Source organism: Streptomyces plumbidurans (assembly GCF_019857225.1).
Taxonomy (GTDB): domain Bacteria; phylum Actinomycetota; class Actinomycetes; order Streptomycetales; family Streptomycetaceae; genus Streptomyces; species Streptomyces plumbidurans.
In genome coordinates this window covers 117,799-140,770 of the sequence record NZ_JAFJSY010000018.1, presented here as the reverse complement: position 1 = coordinate 140,770, position 22,972 = coordinate 117,799, and the positions used below count along the sequence as shown (strand labels likewise).

Genomic DNA, 22,972 nt, shown 5'->3' with positions numbered 1-22,972 from the left:
GCCGGGTTTCAGGCTCCGCTGCGGACGATCTCCCTGTCCGTCCCGTCCGGCTGGTCCGTGGCCGCGGCGTCGTCGGTGGCGGAACCGGGCGCGGACTCCGTGAAGCCGGCCGGGAGCCAGGAGAGCCAGCGGGGTACGTACCAGTTCCGCTCGCCCAGCAGCTTCATCGCGGCCGGCAGCAGCACCACACGGACCAGTGTCGCGTCGACCAGGACGGCCGTCGCCATGCCGACGCCCGACTCCTTCATGGACAACTGGGGCAGCATGCCGAACACCCCGGCCACCGCGACCATCACCACGGCCGCGCTGGTGACCACGCCCGCCGTGGACCTGATGCCGCGCTCGACCGCCTGGCCGTTGGACAGCCCCCGGTCGTGGCCCTCGCGGATCCGGCTGACGACGAAGACGTGGTAGTCCATCGAGAGCCCGAAGAGGAAGACGAACAGGAACAGCGGCACCCACGACGCGATGCCACCGGTGCTGGTGAAGCCGAGCGGTCCCTCGCCCCAGCCGCGCTGGAAGACGAGGACCACGATCCCGTAGGCGGCTCCCACCGACAGCAGGTTGAGCACCAGCGTGAGCCCGGCCATCACGAGCGAGCGGAACGAGAACAGCATCACCAGGAAGGTGAACAGCAGCACGAAGCCCGCGACCCAGGGGGCGGAGCCCGACAGATGGCCGTTGGTGTCGACCGACGCCGCGGTGGCCCCGCCGACGGCGACGTCGGCACCGGGGACGCGCCCGAAGGTCTCCGGTACGACCTTCTCGCGCAGCGTCCGCAGCGCTTGCACGGACCGCTCGTCCGTGCCCGTGCCGACCAGGCCGATCGTGGCGACGCCGACCTTGCCGTCGTTGGACACCCGGAACGTCACCGGCCCGCTCAGCCCCGGCGTGGACGTGCTCGCGGCGCGGAAACCCCGCAGCGCGGCCTCGCCCGCGGGCCCGTCCAGGGAGTCGGCCGCGACCACGACCTTGGCCGGGGTGGACGAACCGGGGAAGGTCTGCTGGATGCGCTCGTACGTCTGAAGCACCGGCAGACTCCTGGACGGCAGGTCGCTCACCCCGGGGTCCGAGGTGTGCAGCGAGAAGGCCGGCACGACCAGCGCCACCAGCGCTCCGGCGCACACCACGAGCGAGATCGCGGGGCGGCGCAGCACCGCGGCGAGGAGCGCTCCCAGTGCGCCGCGGCGGGACCGGTCACCGGGCTCCTCGGCGCGCGGACGCGGCAGCAGCGGTATCCGGCCCTTGTCCGTCCGGTCGCCCAGCAGGGAGAGCAGTGCGGGCAGCACGGTCACCGAGCCGAGGACCGCGACCGCCACCACGATGATCGTCGCGGTCGCCATGCCGAGGAAGATCCCGTTGCCCGAGAGGTAGAGACCGGCCAGCGAGACGATCACGGTGATGCCGGAGACGATGACCGACCGCCCGGAGGTGGCGGCCGCGGCGTTCACGGCGGCCCGCGTCGTCGCGCCGCGTGCCCGTTCCTCGCGCACCCGGCGGAGGTAGAACAGCGAGTAGTCGACGCCTACGGCGATGCCGATCAGCGACATGACGGAGCTGCCGTTCTGGTCGATGTGCACCAGATGGCTGCTCAGGGTGAGCAGTCCGCCCGCGGCGACCACGGCGGTGAGCGCCAGCACCACCGGCAGCAGGGCAGCGACCAGTGCCCCGAACGCCACCAGCAGAATGCCGAGCGTCACCGGGAAGGACAGGTACTCCGCGTTCGTGTAGTCGGTGTGCAGCTTCTCGTCGTACTTGTGCGCGAAGGAGGCCTCTCCGAACTGCTCGACCAGGAAGCCGGGATGGGCCCGGCCCGCCCTCGCGACGGCGTCGAGGACCGGCTGTACCTCCCCCTTGGCCTCGACGGCGTCGCCCGCCATGTCGAACTGCACCAGCACCGCGTGCCGGTCCGCCGAGACAGCCGCTCTGCCCGCCGGGTCGAGCGGCGAGACAACGTCCCGTACCTTCCCGGTGGCCTTGACCCGCTTCACCGTGTCGGTGACGGTCGCCCGGAACGCCGCGGAGTCCACCGCGGACGCGTCGGCGCGGATGAACACCACCTCGTGCGCCGGGAGTTCGAGCCCGGACCGCTCCAGGATGTGCTCCGCGTGCCGGGCCTCGCCGTTGGTCAGCTCGGCCGGGGTCGGCTCCGCTTGCGTGACGAAACCGCCCAGGACGGTGGCGGCGACGACGAACGTCAGCCAGAGCAGCACCGCCGCCCCTCGATGCGTGGCGCTCCAGCGCCCAGCGGCCTCGGCGAGGCCATCCCTGCGTTTCACGGTCTACTCCTCCGGTGAGGGCGAGGGCCCGTCTTCTGGATCGGGCCCGGATCGGCTCCGTAGAGCCGCCGCAGGGTCAGGAGGAGGGGAGTGCGGCAAACGTTCCGACGAGTTGCGCGGAACCTTTGCGCCGAAGGCTTCCTCCTGACAGGCCGACAGACACGTCGAGCCCCGGGAGTTCTCGTGGAGAACCACACGCCGCCCATGCCCGAGCTGAAGGCCGTACGGCACGGCTACGTCGAGGTACGAGGCATGCGGCTGCACGTCGCGGAGGCAGGGGAGGGGGAACCGGTGGTGCTGCTGCACGGCTTCCCCCAGCACTGGTACGGCTGGCGGCGGCTCCTCCCGCTGCTGTCCGGCGAATACCGGCTGATCTGTGTGGACCAGCGCGGCTTCGGATGGTCCGACGCACCGGCCAAGGGCTACGACACCGACAGCAGGGTGGCCGACGTCCTCGCGCTGATGGACGGACTCGGCCTGGACAAAGCCCGGCTGATCGGGCACGACTGGGGCGCCTGGACCGGGTTCCACCTGTGCCTGCGGGCCCCCGAGCGGATCACCCACTTCCTGGCCCTGAACATGCTGCACCCCTGGCCGCTGCACCGCCGGCTGATGCCGCAGTCCTGGCGCTTCTGGTACACCGCGCTGCTCGAACAGCCCCTGCTCGGCCGCTGGTTGCTGCGCAACAGGCCCGGATTCACCCGCTATCTGATGCGCAAGGGCGTGGTCGAGAAGGCGGTGTGGACACCGGCCGCCATGAACGAATTCGTCCGCTCCAGCCAGGAACCCGACCGGGCGCGGGCCGGGGAGGCACTGCACCGCGCCTTCGCGCTGCGGGACATCGCCAAGCTGCTCCTGGGCCGCTACAAGAAGCTGCGCCTCACCACGCCGACCGTGGTCCTTGCGGGGGAGCGTGACTTCATGCTGCCGCCCGGCGTGCTCTTCGGCGCAGGCGGCCACGCGGACGACCTGAGCGTGGAGGTCGTGGCCGACTGCGGGCACTACCTGCACGAGGAGCGTCCCGACCTGGTGGCGAAGACCGCGCGCGAGCTGTTCGCCCGCGGCGGCTGAAGCAGGGGCCCAAGGCCTCGACGGCCCCTCGCATCCGAGGACTCACGGGCGCCTCGAAGAATTCCTGAAACTCGATGGAGTGATCCGGCGGGATATCGCCTCTTCCTAGGTGTCGGATGCTTCCGGTCATTGGCGTGAGCATCCGCACCACTCCCCCCGCACGCATTGCCCGCAGCAGGGCGCGTTTGTGCTGCCCACAGCAGCCGCCCAGAACTGTGCTGCCCACAGCAGTTGTCAGACCCAGCAATCGCCAGGCCGAGCAGAGGGAATTCGCATGCCCGACGTGTCCGCACTCAATCTCGACGTGATACCCGAGCCCACCGCGTCGCTCGGAGTCCTGCCTGCCGTCGCGGCGGAGAAGCACCCCGACACCCCGTTCCTGTCGGACACGCCGTGGCGCACCTACGACCATCCGGTCCGCGACTTCGCCGACTTCGCCCGGGCCGTCGACGACTACGCCGACCGCTTCTGGGCGGCGGGGATCCGCCGCGGGGATGTCGTGGCCGTGGTCCAGCGCAACCACATCGAGGTCGAGGGTGTGATGTGCGGCCTCGGCAAGATCGGCGCGCTGCCCGCCCTGCTCTCCTTCGGCATGGAGACCGGCGAACTGCTCGAATGCTTCGCCCGCCTGGAGAACCCCTACCTCGTCGTGGACTCCCTCGGCCTGTCCCGGCTCGCCGAGTCGCGGCACGCGCTGCGGCTGCTGACCCGCAACGTCCTGTGCCTGGAAAAGACGGACGAGACCTGGGTGGTGCCCCTGCAGGAGCGGCTGGCGCACACCGTGTGCGGCGCTGGAGTTCCCCGGCGACGGCGTCGGCCGGTCGGCCGAGAAGCCGTTTGCCGATCCGTAGCGCCGAACGGCCGGCAAAGCCGAGCGGGAGCCCCGCGAGGCGGGCGTTGCGGGCGAAGGGGGAGAGCGGGATGTCGCGGGCGAGGCCCTGTGGGATGAGGCCCATCTGCGGCGCCAGGATTTGCGTGACCGGCCGGTTGCGGGACGGATGGGTGCGGTTGAGAGCGGGGCGGCCGGTTGTGCCTGCCCGGGCGACGGGCACGGGATGCACGCGGCGATCCCGGACCGGGAGCACTACACGGAGTCAGTCCCCGGACCGTTTCCCCTCCCGCGGCATCCGCCGGGCCACCGGTACCGCCTGGACGATCCACCTCGACGCTCAGCCGGCCCTCATCGACGCACCGCGGCCGGTGGAACCCGTCACAGGCCACGAGCCGCCCGAGTCCGCGCTGCCCGACTTCCTGCCGCTGGAGCTTGCCTCGCTCGCGGCCGAACCCGGCCGACGGGTCCTGCTGCGCTGCCAGTCCGGTCTTGAGCTGCTGCGCCAGGCACTGCGCGACCGGGACATGCTGCGCAGGCTCGCCGCCGAGGGCCCGCCGCGGGAAGGTGGGGCTGGAACCCTTCGCCCCGCCCGAGTATCGGCGTGCGCTACCGATCGGACCGCAGGGTGCGGCACAGGCCGCCACCCACCTTCCCGGAGACCGCAACCATGCAGAAGCCCTCTCTCGACGCCGAGGCCCGCGAGCACCTGGAACGCGCCGCGCCGGCCTCCACCGGGCGCAGCGCCACGACCGTCTACGGCGGCCACGAACACACCCTGCGCCAGACCCCCCTCGCCCTGACCGCCGGTGCCTCGCCGGCCGAACACGACAGTCCCGGCGAGGCGACGCTGCTGGTGCTGCGCGGAGGCGTACGGCTCATCAGCGGCGACACGCCCTGGGACGGACATACCGGTGACTTCATCGCCATCCCCCGGCCCGCCACAGCCTCCAGGCACTCGCAGACGCGGCCGTACTGCTCACCGTCGCCGAACAGGCCTGACGTGCAGCCCACGAACAGCCGCAGCAGCCGGCACCCCGGACGGGGACCGCGGTGACCCGCGCGGACGGCTCCACGCCACTGCTCACCTTCGGCCACGGCACCGCCGCCCGCAAGGAGTTGGCCGCCCTCCTCCACGGCGCCGGTGTGCTGGCCGTGGTCGACGTCCGCACCGCCCCGGGAAGCCGCCGCAACCCCGACGCCGGCAAGGACGCCCTGGCGCGATGGCTGCCCCGTGAGGGCATCGCCTACCGGTGGGAACAGCGGCTCGGAGGCTTCCGCAGGCCCGCACCGGACTCACTCGACACGTACTGGGAGAACGCCTCCTTCCGCGGCTACGCCGGATACACCCGCGACCCGCGGTTCGTGGCCGCGATGGACGACCTCCTGCGGCAGGTCGCGGACGTACGGACCGCCGTGATGTGCGCCGAGACGGTGTGGTGGCGCTGCCACCGGCGGATCATCGCCGACTTCGCGGTCCTCGCCCGCCGGACCTCTGTGCTGCACCTGGCTCACGACGGGCGGCTCACCGAACACGAGCCCGCGCCCGGCGCGCGGCTGCGCGACGACGGCCTTCTGGTGTACGACCGGCACTGACCGCGTACGACTGGGACCGGCCGGGGGCGACAGGGTCCGGCCGGAGGACGGCGGGCCACCGACAGGCCTCCGCGAGGCGCCCCTCACACGGCCGCGGGTCGGCACGCCTGCGCGTAGGCCCGCACGAGGGGGCTGTGGTCAGCCTTGCGCCAGGCCAGGGCGTACCGGCTGGGGTCGACTCCGTGGACCGGGCGGGTCACCACGCCGCCGAGGGTGAGGAGCGGGACGTTGCCCGCGGCCACCAGGCAGACGCCGAGGCCCGCGACGAGGGCCTCGTACGTCTCCTCCGTGCTCGCGATCTCTGCGCCGATCCGGGGCGGGCGGCCGGCGCGCTCGTCGAGGGCGAGCCAGTAGTCGCGCAGGGGTCCCGCGCTCTCGGGGAGGGCGAGGAAGGGTTCGTCGGCCAGGTCCGTGAAGTCGACCTCGGAGCGGGCGGCGAGCGGGTGGGACTCCGGGAGGGCGACGTGGCGGGGTTCCTCGGCGACCACGATCCAGGCGTAGCGCTCCTGGTCCGGCAGCGGCAGCCAGACGTAGGCCACGTCCGCGTCGCCGTCCGCCAGACCCGCGCTCGGGTCCTCCCAGCTCACCTGGCGCAGCCGGACCGCTGCCTCGGGATGCGCGGACGTGAAGCGGGAGCGGATCGCGGGCAGCAGTCCGCCGCGCCCGGGGCTGGTGCTCATGCCCACCACCAGGGTGCTGCGCTGCGCGGCCCGCGCCTGCTCCATCGCCGCCGCGCCCCGTGCCCACGCCTCCAGCACTTGCCGGGCGTGCGGCAGCAGCGCCGTGCCCGCCGCGGTGAGCGCCACGCTGTGCCGGTCGCGGCGCAGCAGCTCGACCCCCAACTGCCGCTCCAGCGCCCGGATCTGCTTGCTCAGCGCGGGCTGTGAGACATACAGCCGCTCCGCCGCGCGCGTGAAGTGCAGTTCCTCGGCGACCGTCACGAAGTAGCGCAGGTCCCGCACATGGACGTCCGTCGTCATAGCCATCGGTTGTCACCGTAGGTCTTGGACGGGCCACGGGCCAGGGGAGCAGCCTGGTCGACGAGCGCCAGGAGCGGACGAGGAGAGCCGCTCCGAGTGCCCGCAACGGTGCTTCGAGTGCTCTTTACGGAGGGTGTGTCATGAACAAGGTGTGGCTGATCACCGGTGCCAGCAGCGGATTCGGGCGGGCCATCGCGGAGGCGGCCGTCGCCGCGGGCGATGTCGTGGTGGGTGCCGCGCGCCGGCCCGAGGGGCTGGACGACCTCGTGGCCGCCCACCCCGACCAGGTGGAGGCACTGCGGCTGGACGTCTCCGACGTCACCGCCGCCGAACCGGCCGTACGGGACGTGATCGCACGGCACGGGCGGATCGACGTCCTCGTCAACAACGCGGGCCGTACCCATGTCGGCGCCTTCGAGGAGACCACCGACGCCGAACTGCGCGAACTGTTCGACGTGCATGTCTTCGGCCCCGCCGCCCTCACGCGCGCGGTGCTGCCGCACATGCGTGAGCGGCGCTCGGGCGCGATCGTGCAGATGAGCAGCATGGGCGGGCAGATGTCCTTCGCGGGGTTCTCGGCGTACAGCGGGACCAAGTTCGCACTGGAGGGCCTGTCCGAGGGCCTCGCCGACGAGGTGCGCGACTTCGGCATCAAGGTGCTGATCGTGGAGCCGGGTTCCTTCCGGACGGCCCTGTTCGACAGCAGCCGCGCGGGAGTCAGCGCGGACAGCGGGGTGTACGCCGGTGTCAGCCGGACCCGTGAGACCGTCGCGGGCGGCGACGGCACCCAGGCGGGCGACCCGGCCAAGGCGGCGGCCCTGGTCCTCGCCGCCCTGGAGGCCGAGCAGACGCCCCTGCACCTGCCGCTCGGCGAGGACGGCGTCGAGGCCGTCCTCGGCAAGCTCGACCAGGTGCGCACGGAGATCGCCGCCTGGGAGAAGCGCACTCGGGCCACCGCGATCGACGACTAGGCCGCGTCCTGGCCAGTCTCCGCCCCCCGGTCACCGCACGCGAAGCTCTGGGCCCCGCCGCGTACCGACCTACGGCCGGGAGGCGGCAGGGACCGAGGAGGCTGCGGAGGAGCTGACTCCGGAATTGAGGTGTGAGGACCGCCATAGCGGGGAGAAAGTGCCTGCGTAAAGGCTTCCACCAGCACAAGTCATCACATCGAGTGATTCTCTGGCCTTTACTTGCACCGGCCAACCCACGGTTGCCAGGCTGTTGCTGTCTGTACAACCTGATGGGAGCGGCCCGTGACTTTCGGTGAGCAGCCGGCCTACCTGCGCGTCGCGGGTGATCTTCGTCAGAAGATCATCAATGGTTCGCTGCCCCCGCACACCCGCCTCCCCTCCCAGGCCAGGATCCGCGAGGAGTACGGCGTCTCGGACACCGTGGCCCTGGAGGCGCGCAAGGTGCTGATGGCGGAGGGCCTGGTCGAGGGCCGTTCCGGGTCGGGGACCTACGTCCGCGAGCGTGCGGTGCCCCGCAGCGTGGCCCGCTCCGGGTTCCGCCCGATCGGCGGGGCCACCCCCTTCCGCCAGGAGCAGGCCGACGGCGACGGCCGCGGCACCTGGGAGTCGAGCAGCGCACAGACCGGGGCGAGTGCCTCCGTCGCCGAGCGGCTCGCCATCAAGCCCGGCGACCGCGTGATGTGCACGCGGTACGTCTTCAGGGAGGCCGGCGAGGCGATGATGCTCTCCACCTCCTGGGAGCCCCTCGCGGTCACCGGCCGCACCCCCGTGATGCTCCCCGAGGAGGGCCCGCTCGGCGGCATGGGCGTCGTCGAGCGCATGGCGGCGATCGACGTGATCGTGGACAACGTCACCGAGGAGGTCGGCGCCCGCCCCGGCCTCGCGGAGGAACTGCAGGCCCTGGGCGGCGTCCCCGGCCATGTCGTCCTGGTCATCCAGCGCACGTTCTTCGCGTCCGGCCGCCCGGTGGAGACCGCCGACGTCGTCATCCCCGCCGACCGCTACCGCGCTGCGTACCACCTCCCAGTGAAATAGCGCACACCTTTACGACGACAGGGCCCGCGCCTCGGCGCAGCGGCCCCCGTCGTGCGCCCTCGGATCCGGCCCGCGCGCCGGTTGAATCTGGCCGTTCTCGCAGGTCGCTATGAGTGGTGTCCGTCAGGCCGCTGACCGGATGCGTCGCTGCCCGCGCGGGGCGCATCCAAGGTCATGCGCCCCCTTCGGCCTGGCCGGTTGCGTACCTCTTTGTGAAAAGTCGTATTCGCTGCGTAAAGGTTAGGCGTAGGCTCGGGCATATGCGGATTGCGGTTTCGTTGGCGGGCTGGGCGGGGCACGAACCGCGGGTGGATGGCGGTCGGGCCGGGACGGGAAGAAGGGGTGGGGCGTGATGAACGACGGCACGATCACTCTTCCCTGGCTCGTCATACGGCAGGACGACAACGGCAACCGCTACCGCGTGGGCCGGTACGCGACCCGGGCGGAGGCCCAGAAGATCGCGGACAGCCTCGGCGACCGAGGTCACAAGCAGCTGTACTGGGTCGAGCGACTCGGGCAGAGCGGGGACGCCGTCCGCAACTGACGGTCGGCATCCGACCCGCCCCCCGAGGTCCCGTAGTCTCCCGCCCATGACGGAACGGATCGTGGTGGTGGGGGCCGCCCTGTTCGACGCCGGCCGCCTGCTCGCCGCGCGCCGCAGCGCACCGCCCGAGCTGGCCGGCCGCTGGGAACTCCCCGGTGGCAAGGTCGAGCCGGGCGAGGGCCCCGAGGCCGCGCTCGTGCGCGAGCTGCGCGAGGAACTCGGCGTGGACGCCGAGGTCGTGGCGCGCGTACCGGGGGAGTGGCCCCTGAAGCCGCCGTACGTTCTGCAGGCGTGGACCGCCCGGCTGCGCCCCGGCTCCGCCGACCCCAAGCCCCTCCAGGACCACGACGAACTGCGCTGGCTGGCCGCGGACGAGATCTGGGAGGTCGACTGGCTCGACCAGGACGTGGCCGCGGTGCGCGAGTTGAGCGCACTGCCCGGCAGCGAAACCCGCTGAGCACTCCTGCGCCGTTCGTGCCACGGCGCGCCGCCGCGGACGGTACTGGGAACCGGATATCGGGTATGTGCCCATTAACCCCACGAAACCGGACATGGGTGGGCTTCTGGCCTGGGAAGTGATCGGCGTGATCGACTCCGAAGGCGACTGCGCCGAGTGGAGCTTTCCCGCGGAACCGGGCGCCGTCCGCAACGCGCGCGCCGCCGTCCGCGGCCAGTTGCACCACTGGCAGCTCGACGTCCTCGGCGATCTCACCGCCCTGCTGGTCAGCGAACTGGTCACCAACTCCCTGCGGCACGCCACCGGACCCATCGGCGTACGCCTCGTACGCCCCCACGGCCTGGCCGACGTCCTGCTGGTGGAGGTATCCGATCCGCTCCCCGACCCTCCGCGCGAACGCATCGCCCGTGCCGAGGACGAGGGCGGACGCGGACTGCAACTGGTCGCCCTCTCCTCGCGCCGATGGGGTACCCGGCCCGGAGCGGCGGGCAAGACGGTGTGGTTCGAACTCGCGGTGCCGGGCGAACCCGGCCCGGGTCCGGTCCGGCAAGTGCGGTAGCCGGGGCGGCGCGATCCGGGTGCTTTACGGCCGGTTCGGATCTGTCCGCGGAGCCTGTACGAGGGCTCCCGCACTGTCGACCCGCTGGTTCAGGCCAGTGGAAGTGTGGGACAGGCGTGATTCGACGAGGTGTTGGCTGGTTAGAAGACTGGAAGTGTTGTCGCAGCCGGGACCGAAAACCGTCGGGACCGTGCTGTGATCGTGAACACCGTGTTGTGCGGCGCCGTAGTGCTGGATACTGCGGGCAGCCGCCCCCGGTGACCGATGCCGGACGCGGTGAGCTGGAGGGGACGGTTCGCGTGAGCGAGATACCAGCGAAGGCCACGGAGTCCGAGGACCCGTCGGACGGCGCGAGGGCGGAGGCCGCGGGTGGTGCCGTGGCCGACGCGACGAGCGGGACGACGGGGGCGGACCCGTCCGCCCGTGAGGAGTTCTCCTCGGCGCGCGCGGGCAGCCGGGACACCGGCCTCGGCGACGACGTGCCCGCCGGTGACGCCATCTGGCAGAGCAGCCCGCCCGGCTCCATGTACGACTACATCCAGGTCGCGTCCTTCTCCATCGGCCCCGACGGGCTCGTCGACCAGTGGAGCCTGCGTGCCGAGCAGCTCCTCGGGATCCCCGCCGAGCGGGCGGTCGGCATGGACCCCATCGAGGCGTTCGTCGACCCCGGCCTGCATGAGCAGGGCCAGCGCAAGATGGCCGAGATCCTCGACGGCCGGGAGTGGACCGGCGTCGTCCCCTTCCGCAAGCCCGAGACGGCGAAGGAGGAGGGCGGCAGCGAGGCCCTCGCCGAGGTCTACGTCATGCCGACGCGGACCGAGGAGGGCGAGAAGGCCGCCGTCTGCATCGTCGTCGACGTCCGCACCCTGCGCCGTATCGAGACCGACCTCGCCGCCTCGCAGTCCATTTTCGGTCAATCTCCTTTCGGCTTCCTGCTGATCGACCCCGAACTGCGGATCCGCCGCGCCAACCAGCAGTTCGCCAGCACCTTCGGCGGCACGCCCGACGACCATCGCGGCCGCGGCGTCCACGACTATCTGCGCAGCCCCGAGGCCGAGCGGGTCTCGGCGACCCTGCGCCGGGTCCTGGAGACCGGCGACTCCATCACGGACATGCACGTCACGGGCTTCGTGCCGGGTTCGCAGGAGCGCCGTCACTGGTCCATCAACCTCTACCGCGTGCACAGCGGCTCCGGTCGCCCCATCGGCATCGCATGGCTGGGAACCGACATCACGTCCCGGCGCGCCGCCGCCCGTGAGGCCGCCGCGGCGCGGCGCAATCTCGCCCTTCTCAACGAGGCCGGCGCCCGGATCGGCAACTCCCTCGACCTGGAGACCACGGCCCGCGAACTCCTCGACGTCGTCGTCCCCGGCTTCTGCGACCTCGCCACGGTCGACCTCTACCGGGGCCTGCTCGCGGGCGACGAGGCCCCGCCCGGGCTCGCCGACGGCAGCGCGGAGCTCCGCCGGGTCGCCTTCGCCAGCGCGGTCTCCGACGCGCCGTTCGTCGGTGGCGGCGCGCCCGTCGCCGTGGGCGCCGTCCACCACTACCCCTTCAACTCCCCCTGTGCGGACGCCCTGCGCACCGCCCGCCCCCAGCTCGTCCCCGCCGAGGAGGGCGGCCTCGTCCAGTCCACGCTGGCCGTGCCGATGGTCGCGCACGACACCGTCGTAGGACTCGCGCAGTTCGCCCGGACCAAGGGCAGCGAGCCGTTCGGGGACCGGGACCGGGACCTGGCGGTGGAGCTCGCGGCGCGGGCGGCTGTCTGCATCGACAACGCGCGCCTGTACCGCCGTGAGCACGAACGCGCCCTGATACTGCAGCGATCGCTGCTGCCGCCCGGCGACCCGGTCGCCTCCGGCCTGGACATCGCCTGCCGCTATCTGCCGGGCAACTCCTCCGCCGACCGCCCCAGCGAGGTCGGCGGCGACTGGTTCGACGTCATCGAACTGCCGGGACACCGTACGGCGTTGGTGGTCGGGGACGTCATGGGCCGCGGTCTGCGCGCGGCCGTGGCGATGGGTGAACTGCGCTCGGCCGTCAGGACACTTGCCCTCCTGGACCTCGAACCGGCCGAGGTGCTCAGCGCGTTGGACGAGATCGCGCGCGGACTCGGCGCCCCCGGAGGAGTCCAGCAGGCGACCCGCGCCGCCCGCCGCCCCCGCGAGGCGGACCTCTCCGAGGTGTACCTCGCGACCTGCGTCTACGCGGTCTACGACTCCGTCACGCGCCGCTGTACGTTCGCCAACGCGGGCCATCTGCCGCCCGTCCTGGTCGAACCCGGTGAGGACGCGCTGATGCTGGACGTGCCGCCGGGGATGCCGCTCGGCGTCGGCGGGGAGCCCTTCGAGGAGGTGGAGGTCGAACTACCCGAAGGCGCCCTGCTCGCGCTCTACACGGATGGACTGGTCGAAAGCCGCGATCACCCCCTCGACGAGGGTTTGCAGGCCTTCGTCGGAGCCCTCACGGACCCGACCCTCCCACTGGAGGACGTCTGCGACCACGTCCTGAACACCCTCGACACCCATCACGGCGAGGACGACATCGCGCTGCTGATGGCCCGCGTCCAGGGCCTGCCCGTCGACTCCGTCGGCGACTGGACGCTGCCGCGCGAACCGCGCAGCGTGGGGCGGGCCCGCGAGTACGCCCGCGGCCAGTTGCTCTCCTGGGGCCTCGAACCCCTGGTCGACACCACGGAGTTGCTGGTCAGCGAACTGGTCACCAACGCGTTGCGCTACGGCGAGGGCGAGATAAGGCTCCGCCTGCTCCTCGACCGCACCCTGGTCTGCGAGGTCTGGGACTCCGGCCTCGTACAGCCCCGCCGCCGCCGCGCCCGCGACACCGACGAGGGCGGCCGAGGCCTCCAACTCGTCGGCCTCCTCAGCGCAGCCTGGGGCTCCCGCCGCACCCCACGCGGCAAGACAGTCTGGTTCGAACTCCCCCTACCGGACGGGGAAACGGGGCTGGCGGATCCGGCGGAGGCGTTGCTCAGCCTGTTCTGAGCGCCTTTGGCGGGCCTCAGCCTGGTGGTTTTCCGCGGCGGGCGCGGGTGCGGGGGCCGCCGAACGAGGCGGGCGGGCCGCCGTCGGGGCCGCCGCCCAGGAGGATGCCGCCGACGACGGCTCCGGCGGCTCCGCTCGCGTGCTCGGCTGCGCCGGCGATGGGGTTGCCGTACATCCGGACGTCCTGTTCGGCGAGCGCGAGGGCCTGGCGGGCCAGGGCGTCGGCCGTGTGCGGATCGGGCGGCTCCGCGGCGAGCAGCCGCTCGGCCTCCGCCAGCCGGGTGCGCGCGGTACTGCCCAGGGCGCCCCGGTGCGCCGCGACGAAGCCGTCCGCGAGAGCAACGGCACTGCGCGCGGCCAGCAGCGCGCCCACCGACAGCGCTCCACCCCGCCCCGCCGCCACCGGCGCGAGCGCCTGCGTGATCTTCCGCACAGCGTCGAGCGGGTCGTACGCCCCAAGGGCCACCTCCTCTCGCACGGCGGCCAGGACGATCCCGGCGTGAGCAGCGAGGGAGTGCAGCTCACCGGGGGTGAGACCGGGGGCCGCCCCCTGAGCGTCCTGCCCATCCGCGCCCTGAACGGCAGCCGCCCGCCGGCCAGCGTCTTGTGCGTCCGCGCCTGGTGCGCCCAGGTCCCGTACGCCCGAGTCCTGCCAGCCCGTCCCTTGCCCGCTCGAACCTCGCGCGCCCGGCTCCTGCCCATCGCGTTGCGCACCCGAGCCCTGCGCGTCCGCGCCTCGATCGCCCGCGCCCTGCGCGCCCGCGTGTTGAGCGGCCTCCTGCACGCCCAAGCCCCGCGCGCCGGCCTCCCGCCAGCCCGTGCCTTGCGCATCCGCGCCCTGTCCGCCTGCCTCCTGTGCGCCCGCGGCTTGCTCGCCCGGGCCTTGCGTGCCGGCCTCCTGCACTCCCGGGCCTTGCCCGCCCGAGCCCTGGCCGCCCGTCGCCTTCGCACCCGCGCCCTGCCCGCCCGCGCCCTGCGCACCCACCCCCTGCGCACTCGCCCCCGCGCCCCGCACACCCACCCCCTCCACCCCCGCAAGCTCCCCCTCCGCAGCGCTCAGCACATCCGGCACCAGCTCGGCAGCCGCTGTCAGATCTGCCGAGAGTCGTTCGACGCAGGACACGAGCACCCCCGCCTGGGCAGTCGCGCCCTCGGCGGCGCGGAGGTGACGGGCCGCGCCCTCCGCGTCGCCCGCGTCGGCTCGTTGGCGGGCCTGGTTGAAGTTGACCGTGGCGAAGACCAGGCGGTCCTTGGCCTGTTCCAGGTGGCCGGTGACGGCGGCGGTTGCGGCGTGGCCGTATCGCTCGACGGCGTCGGCCAGCGTTGTCTGCGCCGCCGCGGTGCGTGCCGTCAGGTCACGGAAGCGGGCCTCGGCCGGCTGCAGCGCCTCGTTCAGACTGCCGTGCAGCGGTGTGCGCAGGAGGTCGAAGGCCGGGGCCTCCGTGTCCAGCCGTCGCCCCGCCTCCCGGCACCGCCCGACGATCCCCGCGAGCGCGTGCCGACGGGACGTCTCGTCCGCGGGTACCCCCTCGTCGTACTGCTGCCGCATCCGGAAAGCCGCCGACAGTTCGGACGCGGCGTCCCGCACGGCCAGCGCGAAGGGCTCCACGGCGTCGGCCCCGCACTGCGCCTCGGCGAAGCCCAGCTCCTCACGGCTGGTACGTACACAGTCGTCGGCCTCCACCAGCGCCGCCCGCGCGCGCTCGTCGTCCTCGGAGAGCGGCCCCGCGGCCGGAGGTGCGAGGGCGACGGTGCCGCCCGGCGTCGTACGCGTCCGGGCCCGCCGCGTGCGCCGCACATAGCCGTATCCCGCGAGCACCACCACCACGACCACCACCGCCAGCGGCAGCACCAGATCGCTCGCCGACGTCTCGTCCCGGGCCGCCGCGGCAGCGCTCGCGCCCTGCGGGGTCGCACGGGTGGCCGGAACCGGCACGTCGTTGTTGATCGTCATCCACGGCAGCACCAGCCACACCACGCCGGCGACGGCACCCACCAGGGTGTGCGCCAATCGCACCCATATGTGGGAGGTGGCCCGCCGCGGCCGGCTCCGGATCGAGGATGACGTCACATTTCGGAGCGTATGAGCAGGAATGCGGGCGCGCGACCGGGATACGTCCCGCGTGGGGCCGGGGTGACACAGGGGGTCGGATGGGCACGGACGAAGAAGGCCGAGGGGGAGCGCACATGGACCAGCCGACCGCCGAACCGGTGACGGATGCGGAGAACGCGGAGAACGCGGAGAACGGGAAGGGCGTGGAGTCCGGTGAGCCGGCGACCGGCGAGGGCACGAGCGTCGGCTCGCCCGCGAGACGCAGATGGCCCCGCCGCCTCAGACGCACCGCCCTGGCCCTGGTCCTCGTCCTCCTCGTCCCCCTTCTCGCCGCCGAGACCGCGCTGCGCCTGAACTACACCGGCGACCCGGCGAAGGGCACGTACACCAGGAACCGTGACGCCATCTGGCTGGGCCACGCCTGGATCGACGGACGTAAGACGGACACGGACGTCACCGCGCTCGCCGAGCGGCTGAAGAAGACCGGAATCCACGACCTGTACGTGCACGCGGGCCCGTTGGAGCACGACGGGACCCTTCCGAAGTCGGCGTATCCGAAGGCGCGCCGGTTCATCGGCGCCGTGCACCGTGCGGCCCCCGGCGTCCGGGTGCAGGCGTGGCTGGGCGACGTGCTCGCCACCGAGGGCCCCGTGGGCCTGCGTCTGGATCGGGCCGCGACGAGGGCCGCCGTGGTCGCCTCCACCCGCCAGATCCTCGCCGCGGGCTTCGACGGCGCCCACTTCGACCTGGAACCCCTTCACTCGGGCGACCGTCACTACCTCGCGCTCCTGGACGCCCTGCACAAGGTCACCGCGGCCGCCGGCGTCCCGCTCTCCGTCGCCGCCTACCAGATCGACCCGCTGCCCGCCTTCCACTCGGTCTGGGGCACGCTCACGGGCCACCCCAAGTGGTGGTCCCAGGCATACTTCGGCCAGGTGGCCCGCCGGGTCGACCAGATCGCCGTGATGTCGTACGACACCATGCAGCCGCTGCAGAGCCTCTACGGCGGGTACGTCGCCGAGCAGACCAGCCTCGCCCTGGAGGTCACCCCGAAGTCCACGGACCTCCTGATGGGCCTGCCCTTCTTCCACGAGAACCGCTTCGGCCACTGGGCCCACGCCGAGACGGCCTCCGCCGCAATCCACGGAGTCCGCCTCGGCCTGTCCCGCACCGACCCCGGCCGCGCACACTTCGGCGTCGCCCTGTACGTCGACTTCGCGGCCACGGAGAAGGACTGGCGGGCCTATCAGGACGGCTGGGTGCGCTGACGACCTCGGCCCGCCGGCAGACGCCCAGGGCCAACTATGAAGACCTCCTCCTGATCTTCGACCCCAACCACACCAACGGGTCGTACTTCCGGTCGACCGCCCGTTCCTTCAGCGGGATCAGGGCGTTGTCCGTGATCTTGATGCCCTCGGGGCAGACCTCGGTGCAGCACTTGGTGATGTTGCAGTAGCCGAGGCCGTGTTCGTCCTGGGCGGTCTTCTTGCGGTCGAGGCCGCTGTCGGAGGCCGCGTCCAGGGGGTGCATGTCGAGTTCGGCGACGCGCATGAGGAAGCGCGGCCCTGCGAAGGCCGGCTTGTTCTCCTCGTGGTCGCGCACCACGTGGCAGGTGTCCTGGCACAGGAAGCACTCGATGCACTTGCGGAACTCCTGCGAGCGGTCCACGTCCTCCTGCATCATCCGGTACTCGCCCGGGGCGAGTTCGGCCGGCGGCACGAAGGCCGGGACCTCGCGCGCCTTCTGGTAGTTGAAGCCGACGTCGGTGACGAGGTCGCGCACGACCGGGAAGGCGCGCAGCGGGGTGACCGTGATCGTCTCCTCCCGCGTGAAGACCGACATGCGCGTCATGCACATCAGCCGCGGGCGGCCGTTGATCTCCGCCGAGCACGAACCGCACTTGCCCGCCTTGCAGTTCCAGCGCACGGCGAGATCGGGGGCCTGGGTGGCCTGGAGCCGGTGGATGATGTCCAGCACCACTTCACCGTCGTTGACCTCGACTTCGAAGTCCTCCAGGCCGCCGCCCTTGACATCGCCCCGCCACACCTTGAAGCGGGCCTTGTAGCTGCTCACTCGTACAGCTCCTCTTCGGCGAGGTACTTGACCAGCTCCTCCTTCTCGAAGAGAGCGAGCAGGTCGGCGCGGATGGGTTCGGTGGTCTCCCGGGTCAGGGCGATCTGGCCGCGGACCGGGTCCGTGGCCGCCAGCCCGCCCGTGGGGTCGGTCAGCCGGCACAGCAGGTTGATGTTGCGCCACTTGCGTTCCATCGTCGGATGGTCCTCGCGGGTGTGGCCGCCGCGCGACTCGGTGCGCTCCAGCGCGGCCCGCGCCACACACTCGCTGACCAGCAGCATGTTGCGCAGGTCGAGGGCGAGATGCCAGCCGGGGTTGAACTGCCGGTGCCCCTCGACGCCCGCCCTGCGCGCCCGTACGCGAAGGTCCGCCAGCTTTTCCAGGGCCTGCTCCATCTCGCCCTCGCGGCGGATGATGCCGACCAGGTCGTTCATGGTCTGCTGGAGCTCCTGGTGCACGCTGTACGGGTTCTCCGGCGGGCGTGCGTCGTCCTCGCCGGGGGCCGGTCCCTCCGCGGAGAAGGGCCGCAGGGCCTCCGCCGCGGCCGTGTCGACCTCGACCTCGTCGACCTGCGGGCGGGCGTCCGTCAGCCCGGTCGCGTACTCGGCCGCGTGCCAACCCGCCCGGCGTCCGAACACCAGCAGGTCGGAAAGGGAGTTGCCGCCCAGGCGGTTGGAGCCGTGCATGCCGCCCGCGACCTCCCCGGCCGCGAACAGCCCCGGCACCCCGCGCGCCGCCGCCGAGTCGGAGTCGACGGCGATGCCGCCCATCACGTAGTGGCAGGTCGGCCCGACCTCCATCGCCTCCGCCGTGATGTCCACGTCCGCCAGCTCCTTGAACTGGTGGTACATGGACGGCAGTCGACGCTTGATGATCTCGGCGGGCATACGCGTCGACACGTCGAGGAAGACCCCGCCGTGCGGGGAACCGCGGCCCGCCTTCACCTCGGAGTTGATCGCGCGGGCGACCTCGTCGCGGGGGAGCAGCTCGGGAGGACGCCGGTTGTTCTCGGGGTCCTCGTACCAGCGGTCCGCCTCCTCCTCCGACTCCGCGTACTTCTCCTTGAAGACGTCGGGGATGTAGTCGAACATGAACCGCTTGTCCTCGGAGTTGCGCAGCACCCCTCCGTCGCCGCGCACGGACTCCGTGACGAGGATGCCCTTCACCGACGGCGGCCAGACCATGCCCGTCGGGTGGAACTGCACGAACTCCATGTTCAGCAGCGGCGCCCCGGCCAGCAGCGCGAGCGCGTGCCCGTCGCCGGTGTACTCCCACGAGTTGGACGTCACCTTGAAGGACTTGCCGATGCCGCCGGTCGCGAGGACGACGGAAGGGGCCTCCAGGACCATGAAACGGCCCGTCTCACGCTCGTAGGCGAAGACGCCCGAGACGCGCGAGCCGTCCTTCAAAATCCTTGTGACCGTGCACTCCTGAAAGACCTTCAGGCGCGACTCGTAGTCACCGGTCTCCTTCTTGTCCTCCTGCTGCAGCGAGACGATCTTCTGCTGCAGCGTGCGGATCAACTCCAGGCCCGTGCGGTCGCCGACGTGCGCGAGGCGCGGGTACTCGTGGCCGCCGAAGTTGCGCTGGGAGATCTTCCCGTCCTTCGTACGGTCGAAGAGGGCGCCCCAGGTCTCCAGCTCCCACACCCGCTGCGGGGCCTCCTGGGCGTGCAGTTCGGCCATCCGCCACTGGTTGAGGAACTTGCCGCCGCGCATGGTGTCGCGGAAGTGGACCTGCCAGTTGTCGTGCGGGTTGGCGTTGCCCATCGACGCCGCGATGCCGCCCTCGGCCATCACGGTGTGGGCCTTGCCGAACAGGGATTTGCAGATGACTGCCGTACGGGCGCCTCGCTCGCGGGCCTCGATGGCCGCGCGCAGTCCGGCGCCCCCGGCGCCGACCACGACAACGTCCCACTCCTGGCGGTCGACCACGGACATCAGTTGGCACCCCTCATCAGAAGAACCGCGGATCGTCGAAGGCGCCCGAGGCGAGCAGATAGACGTAGAAGTCGGCGACCGCGACGCTCACCAACGACGCCCAGGCGAGCAACATGTGACGGGCATTCAGCTTCCCTACGAACTGCCATGCCTTGTAGCGCACAGGATGCTTGGAGAAGTGCTTGAGCTTGCCGCCGACGATGTGCCGGCAGGAGTGGCAGGAGATCGTGTACGCCCAGATCAGCGCGATGTTGATCAAAAACACGACGGTGCCGAGGCCCATGTGGCCCCAGTTCTCGTCCGTGTCGCGGAAGGACAGCACCGTGTCGTACGTCAGCACCAGGGCGACCAGGATCGCCGCGTAGAAGAAGTACCGGTGGATGTTCTGCAGGATCAGCGGGAAGCGGGTCTCACCGGAGTACTTCTTGTGCGGCTCGGCCACCGCGCAGGCCGGGGGCGAGGCCCAGAAGCCCCGGTAGTAGGCCTTGCGGTAGTAGTAGCAGGTCAGGCGGAAGCCCAGCGGGAAGATCAGGATGATGATCGCCGGGGAGATCGCCCACCAGCTGCCGAAGATGTCGGCGTTGGGGCCCGAGGGCATGTTCTTGCAGTTCTCCGCCACACAGGGCGAGTAGAACGGGGAGACGTACGGCGCCGAGTAGTAGTCCGCGTTCGCGAAGGCCCGCCATGTCGAATACACGATGAAGGCCAGCAGACCGGCCGCGGTGACGGCGGGAGCCAGCCACCAGCGGTCGGTGCGCAGATGCGGGGCGTCGATCGCGGCGCGCGTACCGGTCCGTACGCCGCCGCTGTTCAGATGTGGTTCCGTACCAGTGGCCAACTCATGACTCCGGTCGGGTTCAGGGGGCGTGGCGGTCGCGGGCGCCGAGTCCTTCGTCGTCCGTGTCGATCCACAACGAGGGGTCGTACGGGGTGTCGGGGATGGTGACCAGCTCGGGCTTGCGCGGCGCGGCCGGACTCGCCGCCGCAGTGCGCAGGAGCGCGACACTCTCCCGCAGGTGATCCGCGTCGGTCCGGACACGGCGCATGTCCAGCCCGTCGCTGCCCAGCTGCTTCTCCAGGCGACCCATGGAGCGTGACAGCTCGTCCAGGCAGCGCTGCATTGTCGTCAGGTCGTCTTGCACGGACATGACGTGACCTCACTTCCATGGGCCGTCGGGCCCCAGGTGGCTACGTTCATGCGCCTGCGAGTGTTGCGCGTCACACCTGCCGGTGGGAAGGGATGTGCAGCGATTGGCGGATTGCAAGCCTCCATGTGCACGCCCGCATGCGCTCTGTATGCGCCCCCGGCGTACGTTGCGCCACACGAGTGAGCTTGCCCGCGCCCGCCGCCGTGTCGCCGTAAAGAGGCGAACCCTTTCCTCTTCAGTGGGGCCAAAGATCTGATCAGCTCCAAAATACCGCCAAATGTGATCAGATCCCCACTTGTGTTCCGGCCGGAGCGGCTGCTCGGAGGTAGGAAGAGATGTCCCACGACGGCGTCGGACCCATGTCTGTCCGTCCCAGCGCTGCACTGCGGTCGGCCGCCTTCCTCGTCGCGGGCGCGCTCGCGGTGTCCGCGCTGACCGGGTGCAGCTCGAAGGACCCGGCGGGCAAGCCGCTCGCGGGGCCGGACATCGCGCCCGCCGCCCGCGCCCAGATGGCCGACGGCGGCACGCTGCGGTGGGCCGTGGACGACGTGCCGGAGACCCTCAACACCTTCCAGTCGGACGCCGACGCCGTCACGAGCCGCGTCGCACAGGCCGTCCTGCCGTCCCTGTACCGGATGGACGCCAAGGGCCGGCCGCAGCGCAACGCCGACTACCTGGAGTCCGCCAAGGTCGTCGACACCAAGCCCAAGCAGGTCGTGCTCTACAAGCTCAACCAGCAGGCCGTGTGGAGCGACGGCCGCGAGATCGGCGCCGCCGACTTCGCCGCCCAGTGGCGCGCCCTGTCCGGCAAGGACAGCTCCTACTGGACCGCCCGCAACGCCGGCTACGACCGCATCGAGAAGGTCGAGCGCGGCGCCAACGACCTCCAGGTCAAGGTCACCTTCGCGCGGCCGTACGCCGACTGGAAGTCGCTGTTCACCCCGCTGTACCCCAAGGAGGTCATGGGGACGCCGGACGCCTTCAACGACGGCGCGCGCAAGAAGCTCAAGCTCACCGCCGGGCCCTTCGCCCTCAAGCAGGTCGACACCAAGAACGCCCAGGTCGTCCTGGTCCGCAACCGGCGCTGGTGGGGCCGGCCCGCCAAGCTCGACGAGATCGACCTGAAGGCCGTGCCGCTCGGCAAGCGGGCCGAGGCGCTGGCCGACGGCAAGCTGGACCTGGCCGAGATCGACCCGTCCGACGCCGACCGCTTCGCCCTGGCCGGCCGGGCCAAGGGCACCAGCACCCCGCTCATGGGCCCCGGCAGGCGGAGCACCCCCGCCAAGGCCCTCCAGGACTTCGCGGTCCGCAGATCGCTGGAGCCCGCCTACACCCAGCTCGCCCTCAACGGCTCCACGGGCCCCCTCGCCGACGAGCGCGTACGCCGGGCCGTCGCCCGCGCCCTGGACCGCACGGCACTCGCCCAGGCCGTCCTCAAACCGCTCGGGCTGCCCGCGGTGCCCGTCGGCAGCCACCTCGCGCTGTCCGGGCAGGCCGCCTACGCCGACAGCAGCGGCGCGCTCGGCCACCAGGACACCGAGAAGGCGCAGGCGCTGCTCGCGGACGCCGGCTGGGTGCGCGGGGGACCGGTCAAGGAGCAGGAGAAGAAGGGCGAGAAGGCCGCCGGCGCCAAGGGCAGGAAGGCCGACGACGAGTCCGAGGGCGGCGACGAAGGGACGTACATCGTCGGCTCGGACGACAAGGACGACAAGAACGGCGACAGCCGCGGGGACGGCAAGGACGCCAGGGACCACACGAGCAAGCAGGACCAGGCGCAGCAGCACCGCGGTGTCCCCGGCGCCTACGCCCCCAAGGGCACCGCCGCCCCGGCGGCCGTCGGGGCCGGGGCGCTGGCCAAGGACGGCAAACCGCTCGCCCTGCGCTTCGTGCTCCCCTCGGGAACCGGCTCGGACGTGCTGCGCACCGTGGCCGACCGGATCAGCCGCATGCTGGAGCGGGTCGGTATCACCACGCAGATCACCAAGGTCTCCGACGAGAGCTACTTCAAGGACCACATCGCGGCCGGGCAGTTCGACCTCGCCCTGTACTCCTGGCCCGCCTCCGCCTTCCCCGCCACGGACGCCCGGCCCGTCTACGCCAAGCCGGTCCCGGCCGCGGACGGCTCCCTCGACGTCCAGCAGAACTACACCCGCGTCGGCACCGACCGGATCGACCAGCTCTTCGACCAGGCATCCGCCACCCTGGACGGCGGCAAGAACCGCTCCCTGATCCGCAAGGCCGACTCCCGGATCTGGGCCACCGCCGGCTCCATCCCGCTCTATCAGCGCCCCCAGCTGACGGCCGCGAAGAAGAACCTGGTGAACGCCGGGTCGTTCGGCCTCATGACCCCGGTCTACGAGGACCTGGGCTTCCTCAGGAAGGGCGCGAAGCCCTCGCCGAGCCCCTCCCGGGACTGAGCCGGGCGGCCCTGCGGA

The 22,972-nt window shown here is 71.6% G+C and carries 18 protein-coding genes and 1 pseudogene; 12 read left to right on the top strand and 7 right to left on the bottom strand.

The window, feature by feature from the left end; translation table 11 throughout:
- Window positions 1-8: 8 nt before the first annotated feature.
- A complete protein-coding gene (locus JYK17_RS15400) occupies window positions 9-2,279 on the bottom strand; it encodes an MMPL family transporter (RefSeq protein ID WP_222810554.1) in 2,271 nt (756 codons plus the stop codon).
- Window positions 2,280-2,462: 183 nt separating this feature from the next.
- On the opposite strand from JYK17_RS15400, the gene JYK17_RS15395 reads away from it, so the two are divergent.
- The 4 genes and pseudogenes from JYK17_RS15395 to JYK17_RS15380 all read left to right on the top strand — a co-directional run bounded on the left by JYK17_RS15395 (window position 2,463) and on the right by JYK17_RS15380 (window position 5,775).
- Window positions 2,463-3,350: an alpha/beta fold hydrolase gene (locus JYK17_RS15395; RefSeq protein ID WP_128802013.1), complete on the top strand. Its 888-nt coding sequence runs from the start codon at window positions 2,463-2,465 to the stop codon at window positions 3,348-3,350.
- Window positions 3,351-3,624: 274 nt separating this feature from the next.
- Window positions 3,625-4,299, top strand: coding sequence for an acyl-CoA synthetase family protein (locus tag JYK17_RS41195; protein ID WP_222810553.1), 675 nt, complete (start codon window positions 3,625-3,627; stop codon window positions 4,297-4,299).
- Between the two features lie 550 nt (window positions 4,300-4,849).
- Window positions 4,850-5,181 (top strand): annotated as a pseudogene (locus JYK17_RS15385) (cupin domain-containing protein).
- Window positions 5,182-5,232: 51 nt separating this feature from the next.
- Window positions 5,233-5,775: a DUF488 domain-containing protein gene (locus tag JYK17_RS15380; protein ID WP_222810552.1), complete on the top strand. Its 543-nt coding sequence runs from the start codon at window positions 5,233-5,235 to the stop codon at window positions 5,773-5,775.
- A gap of 83 nt (window positions 5,776-5,858) precedes the next feature.
- On the opposite strand, the gene JYK17_RS15375 is transcribed toward JYK17_RS15380, so the two are convergent.
- Window positions 5,859-6,755 (bottom strand): LysR family transcriptional regulator, encoded by an 897-nt coding sequence (locus JYK17_RS15375; RefSeq protein ID WP_222810567.1) that lies wholly within the window; start codon window positions 6,753-6,755, stop codon window positions 5,859-5,861.
- Between the two features lie 140 nt (window positions 6,756-6,895).
- On the opposite strand from JYK17_RS15375, the gene JYK17_RS15370 reads away from it, so the two are divergent.
- From JYK17_RS15370 to JYK17_RS15345, 6 genes are all read left to right on the top strand, one after another.
- Complete coding sequence (locus tag JYK17_RS15370; protein WP_222810551.1) at window positions 6,896-7,726, top strand: oxidoreductase; 831 nt, start codon at window positions 6,896-6,898, stop codon at window positions 7,724-7,726.
- A 282-nt stretch (window positions 7,727-8,008) separates the two neighbouring features.
- Window positions 8,009-8,761 (top strand): GntR family transcriptional regulator, encoded by a 753-nt coding sequence (locus JYK17_RS15365; RefSeq protein WP_128802008.1) that lies wholly within the window; start codon window positions 8,009-8,011, stop codon window positions 8,759-8,761.
- Window positions 8,762-9,113: 352 nt separating this feature from the next.
- Window positions 9,114-9,305 (top strand): SPOR domain-containing protein, encoded by a 192-nt coding sequence (locus tag JYK17_RS15360; protein WP_108013919.1) that lies wholly within the window; start codon window positions 9,114-9,116, stop codon window positions 9,303-9,305.
- Between the two features lie 46 nt (window positions 9,306-9,351).
- Window positions 9,352-9,762, top strand: coding sequence for a (deoxy)nucleoside triphosphate pyrophosphohydrolase (locus JYK17_RS15355; protein WP_128802007.1), 411 nt, complete (start codon window positions 9,352-9,354; stop codon window positions 9,760-9,762).
- 94 nt (window positions 9,763-9,856) lie between these two features.
- Window positions 9,857-10,321 carry an ATP-binding protein gene (locus JYK17_RS15350; protein ID WP_128802006.1) on the top strand — a complete coding sequence of 155 codons (465 nt, stop codon included), beginning with the start codon at window positions 9,857-9,859 and terminating at the stop codon, window positions 10,319-10,321.
- 299 nt (window positions 10,322-10,620) lie between these two features.
- Complete coding sequence (locus JYK17_RS15345; RefSeq protein ID WP_222810550.1) at window positions 10,621-13,323, top strand: SpoIIE family protein phosphatase; 2,703 nt, start codon at window positions 10,621-10,623, stop codon at window positions 13,321-13,323.
- A 16-nt stretch (window positions 13,324-13,339) separates the two neighbouring features.
- On the opposite strand, the gene JYK17_RS15340 is transcribed toward JYK17_RS15345, so the two are convergent.
- A complete protein-coding gene (locus JYK17_RS15340; RefSeq protein ID WP_222810549.1) occupies window positions 13,340-15,394 on the bottom strand; it encodes a hypothetical protein in 2,055 nt (684 codons plus the stop codon).
- Window positions 15,395-15,510: 116 nt separating this feature from the next.
- On the opposite strand from JYK17_RS15340, the gene JYK17_RS15335 reads away from it, so the two are divergent.
- Window positions 15,511-16,644, top strand: coding sequence for a glycoside hydrolase family 18 protein (locus JYK17_RS15335; protein WP_222810548.1), 1,134 nt, complete (start codon window positions 15,511-15,513; stop codon window positions 16,642-16,644).
- A gap of 34 nt (window positions 16,645-16,678) precedes the next feature.
- Here JYK17_RS15335 and JYK17_RS15330 read toward each other — a convergent pair whose 3' ends face one another.
- The 4 genes from JYK17_RS15330 to JYK17_RS15315 are packed head-to-tail and all read right to left on the bottom strand — an operon-like array spanning window position 16,679 to window position 20,537.
- Window positions 16,679-17,449, bottom strand: coding sequence for a succinate dehydrogenase/fumarate reductase iron-sulfur subunit (locus tag JYK17_RS15330; protein ID WP_108013925.1), 771 nt, complete (start codon window positions 17,447-17,449; stop codon window positions 16,679-16,681).
- Window positions 17,446-19,389 carry a fumarate reductase/succinate dehydrogenase flavoprotein subunit gene (locus tag JYK17_RS15325; protein WP_108013926.1) on the bottom strand — a complete coding sequence of 648 codons (1,944 nt, stop codon included), beginning with the start codon at window positions 19,387-19,389 and terminating at the stop codon, window positions 17,446-17,448. Before JYK17_RS15325 ends, JYK17_RS15330 begins: the two co-directional genes overlap by 4 nt.
- A 16-nt stretch (window positions 19,390-19,405) precedes the next feature.
- The gene (gene sdhC, locus JYK17_RS15320) at window positions 19,406-20,227 is read right to left on the bottom strand and encodes a succinate dehydrogenase subunit SdhC (RefSeq protein ID WP_108013927.1); all 822 of its coding nucleotides are present in this window, start codon (window positions 20,225-20,227) and stop codon (window positions 19,406-19,408) included.
- A 19-nt stretch (window positions 20,228-20,246) separates the two neighbouring features.
- The gene (locus tag JYK17_RS15315; RefSeq protein ID WP_108013928.1) at window positions 20,247-20,537 is read right to left on the bottom strand and encodes an Rv0250c family protein; all 291 of its coding nucleotides are present in this window, start codon (window positions 20,535-20,537) and stop codon (window positions 20,247-20,249) included.
- 335 nt (window positions 20,538-20,872) lie between these two features.
- On the opposite strand from JYK17_RS15315, the gene JYK17_RS15310 reads away from it, so the two are divergent.
- The gene (locus JYK17_RS15310) at window positions 20,873-22,954 is read left to right on the top strand and encodes an ABC transporter family substrate-binding protein (RefSeq protein ID WP_222810547.1); all 2,082 of its coding nucleotides are present in this window, start codon (window positions 20,873-20,875) and stop codon (window positions 22,952-22,954) included.
- Window positions 22,955-22,972: the final 18 nt, after the last annotated feature.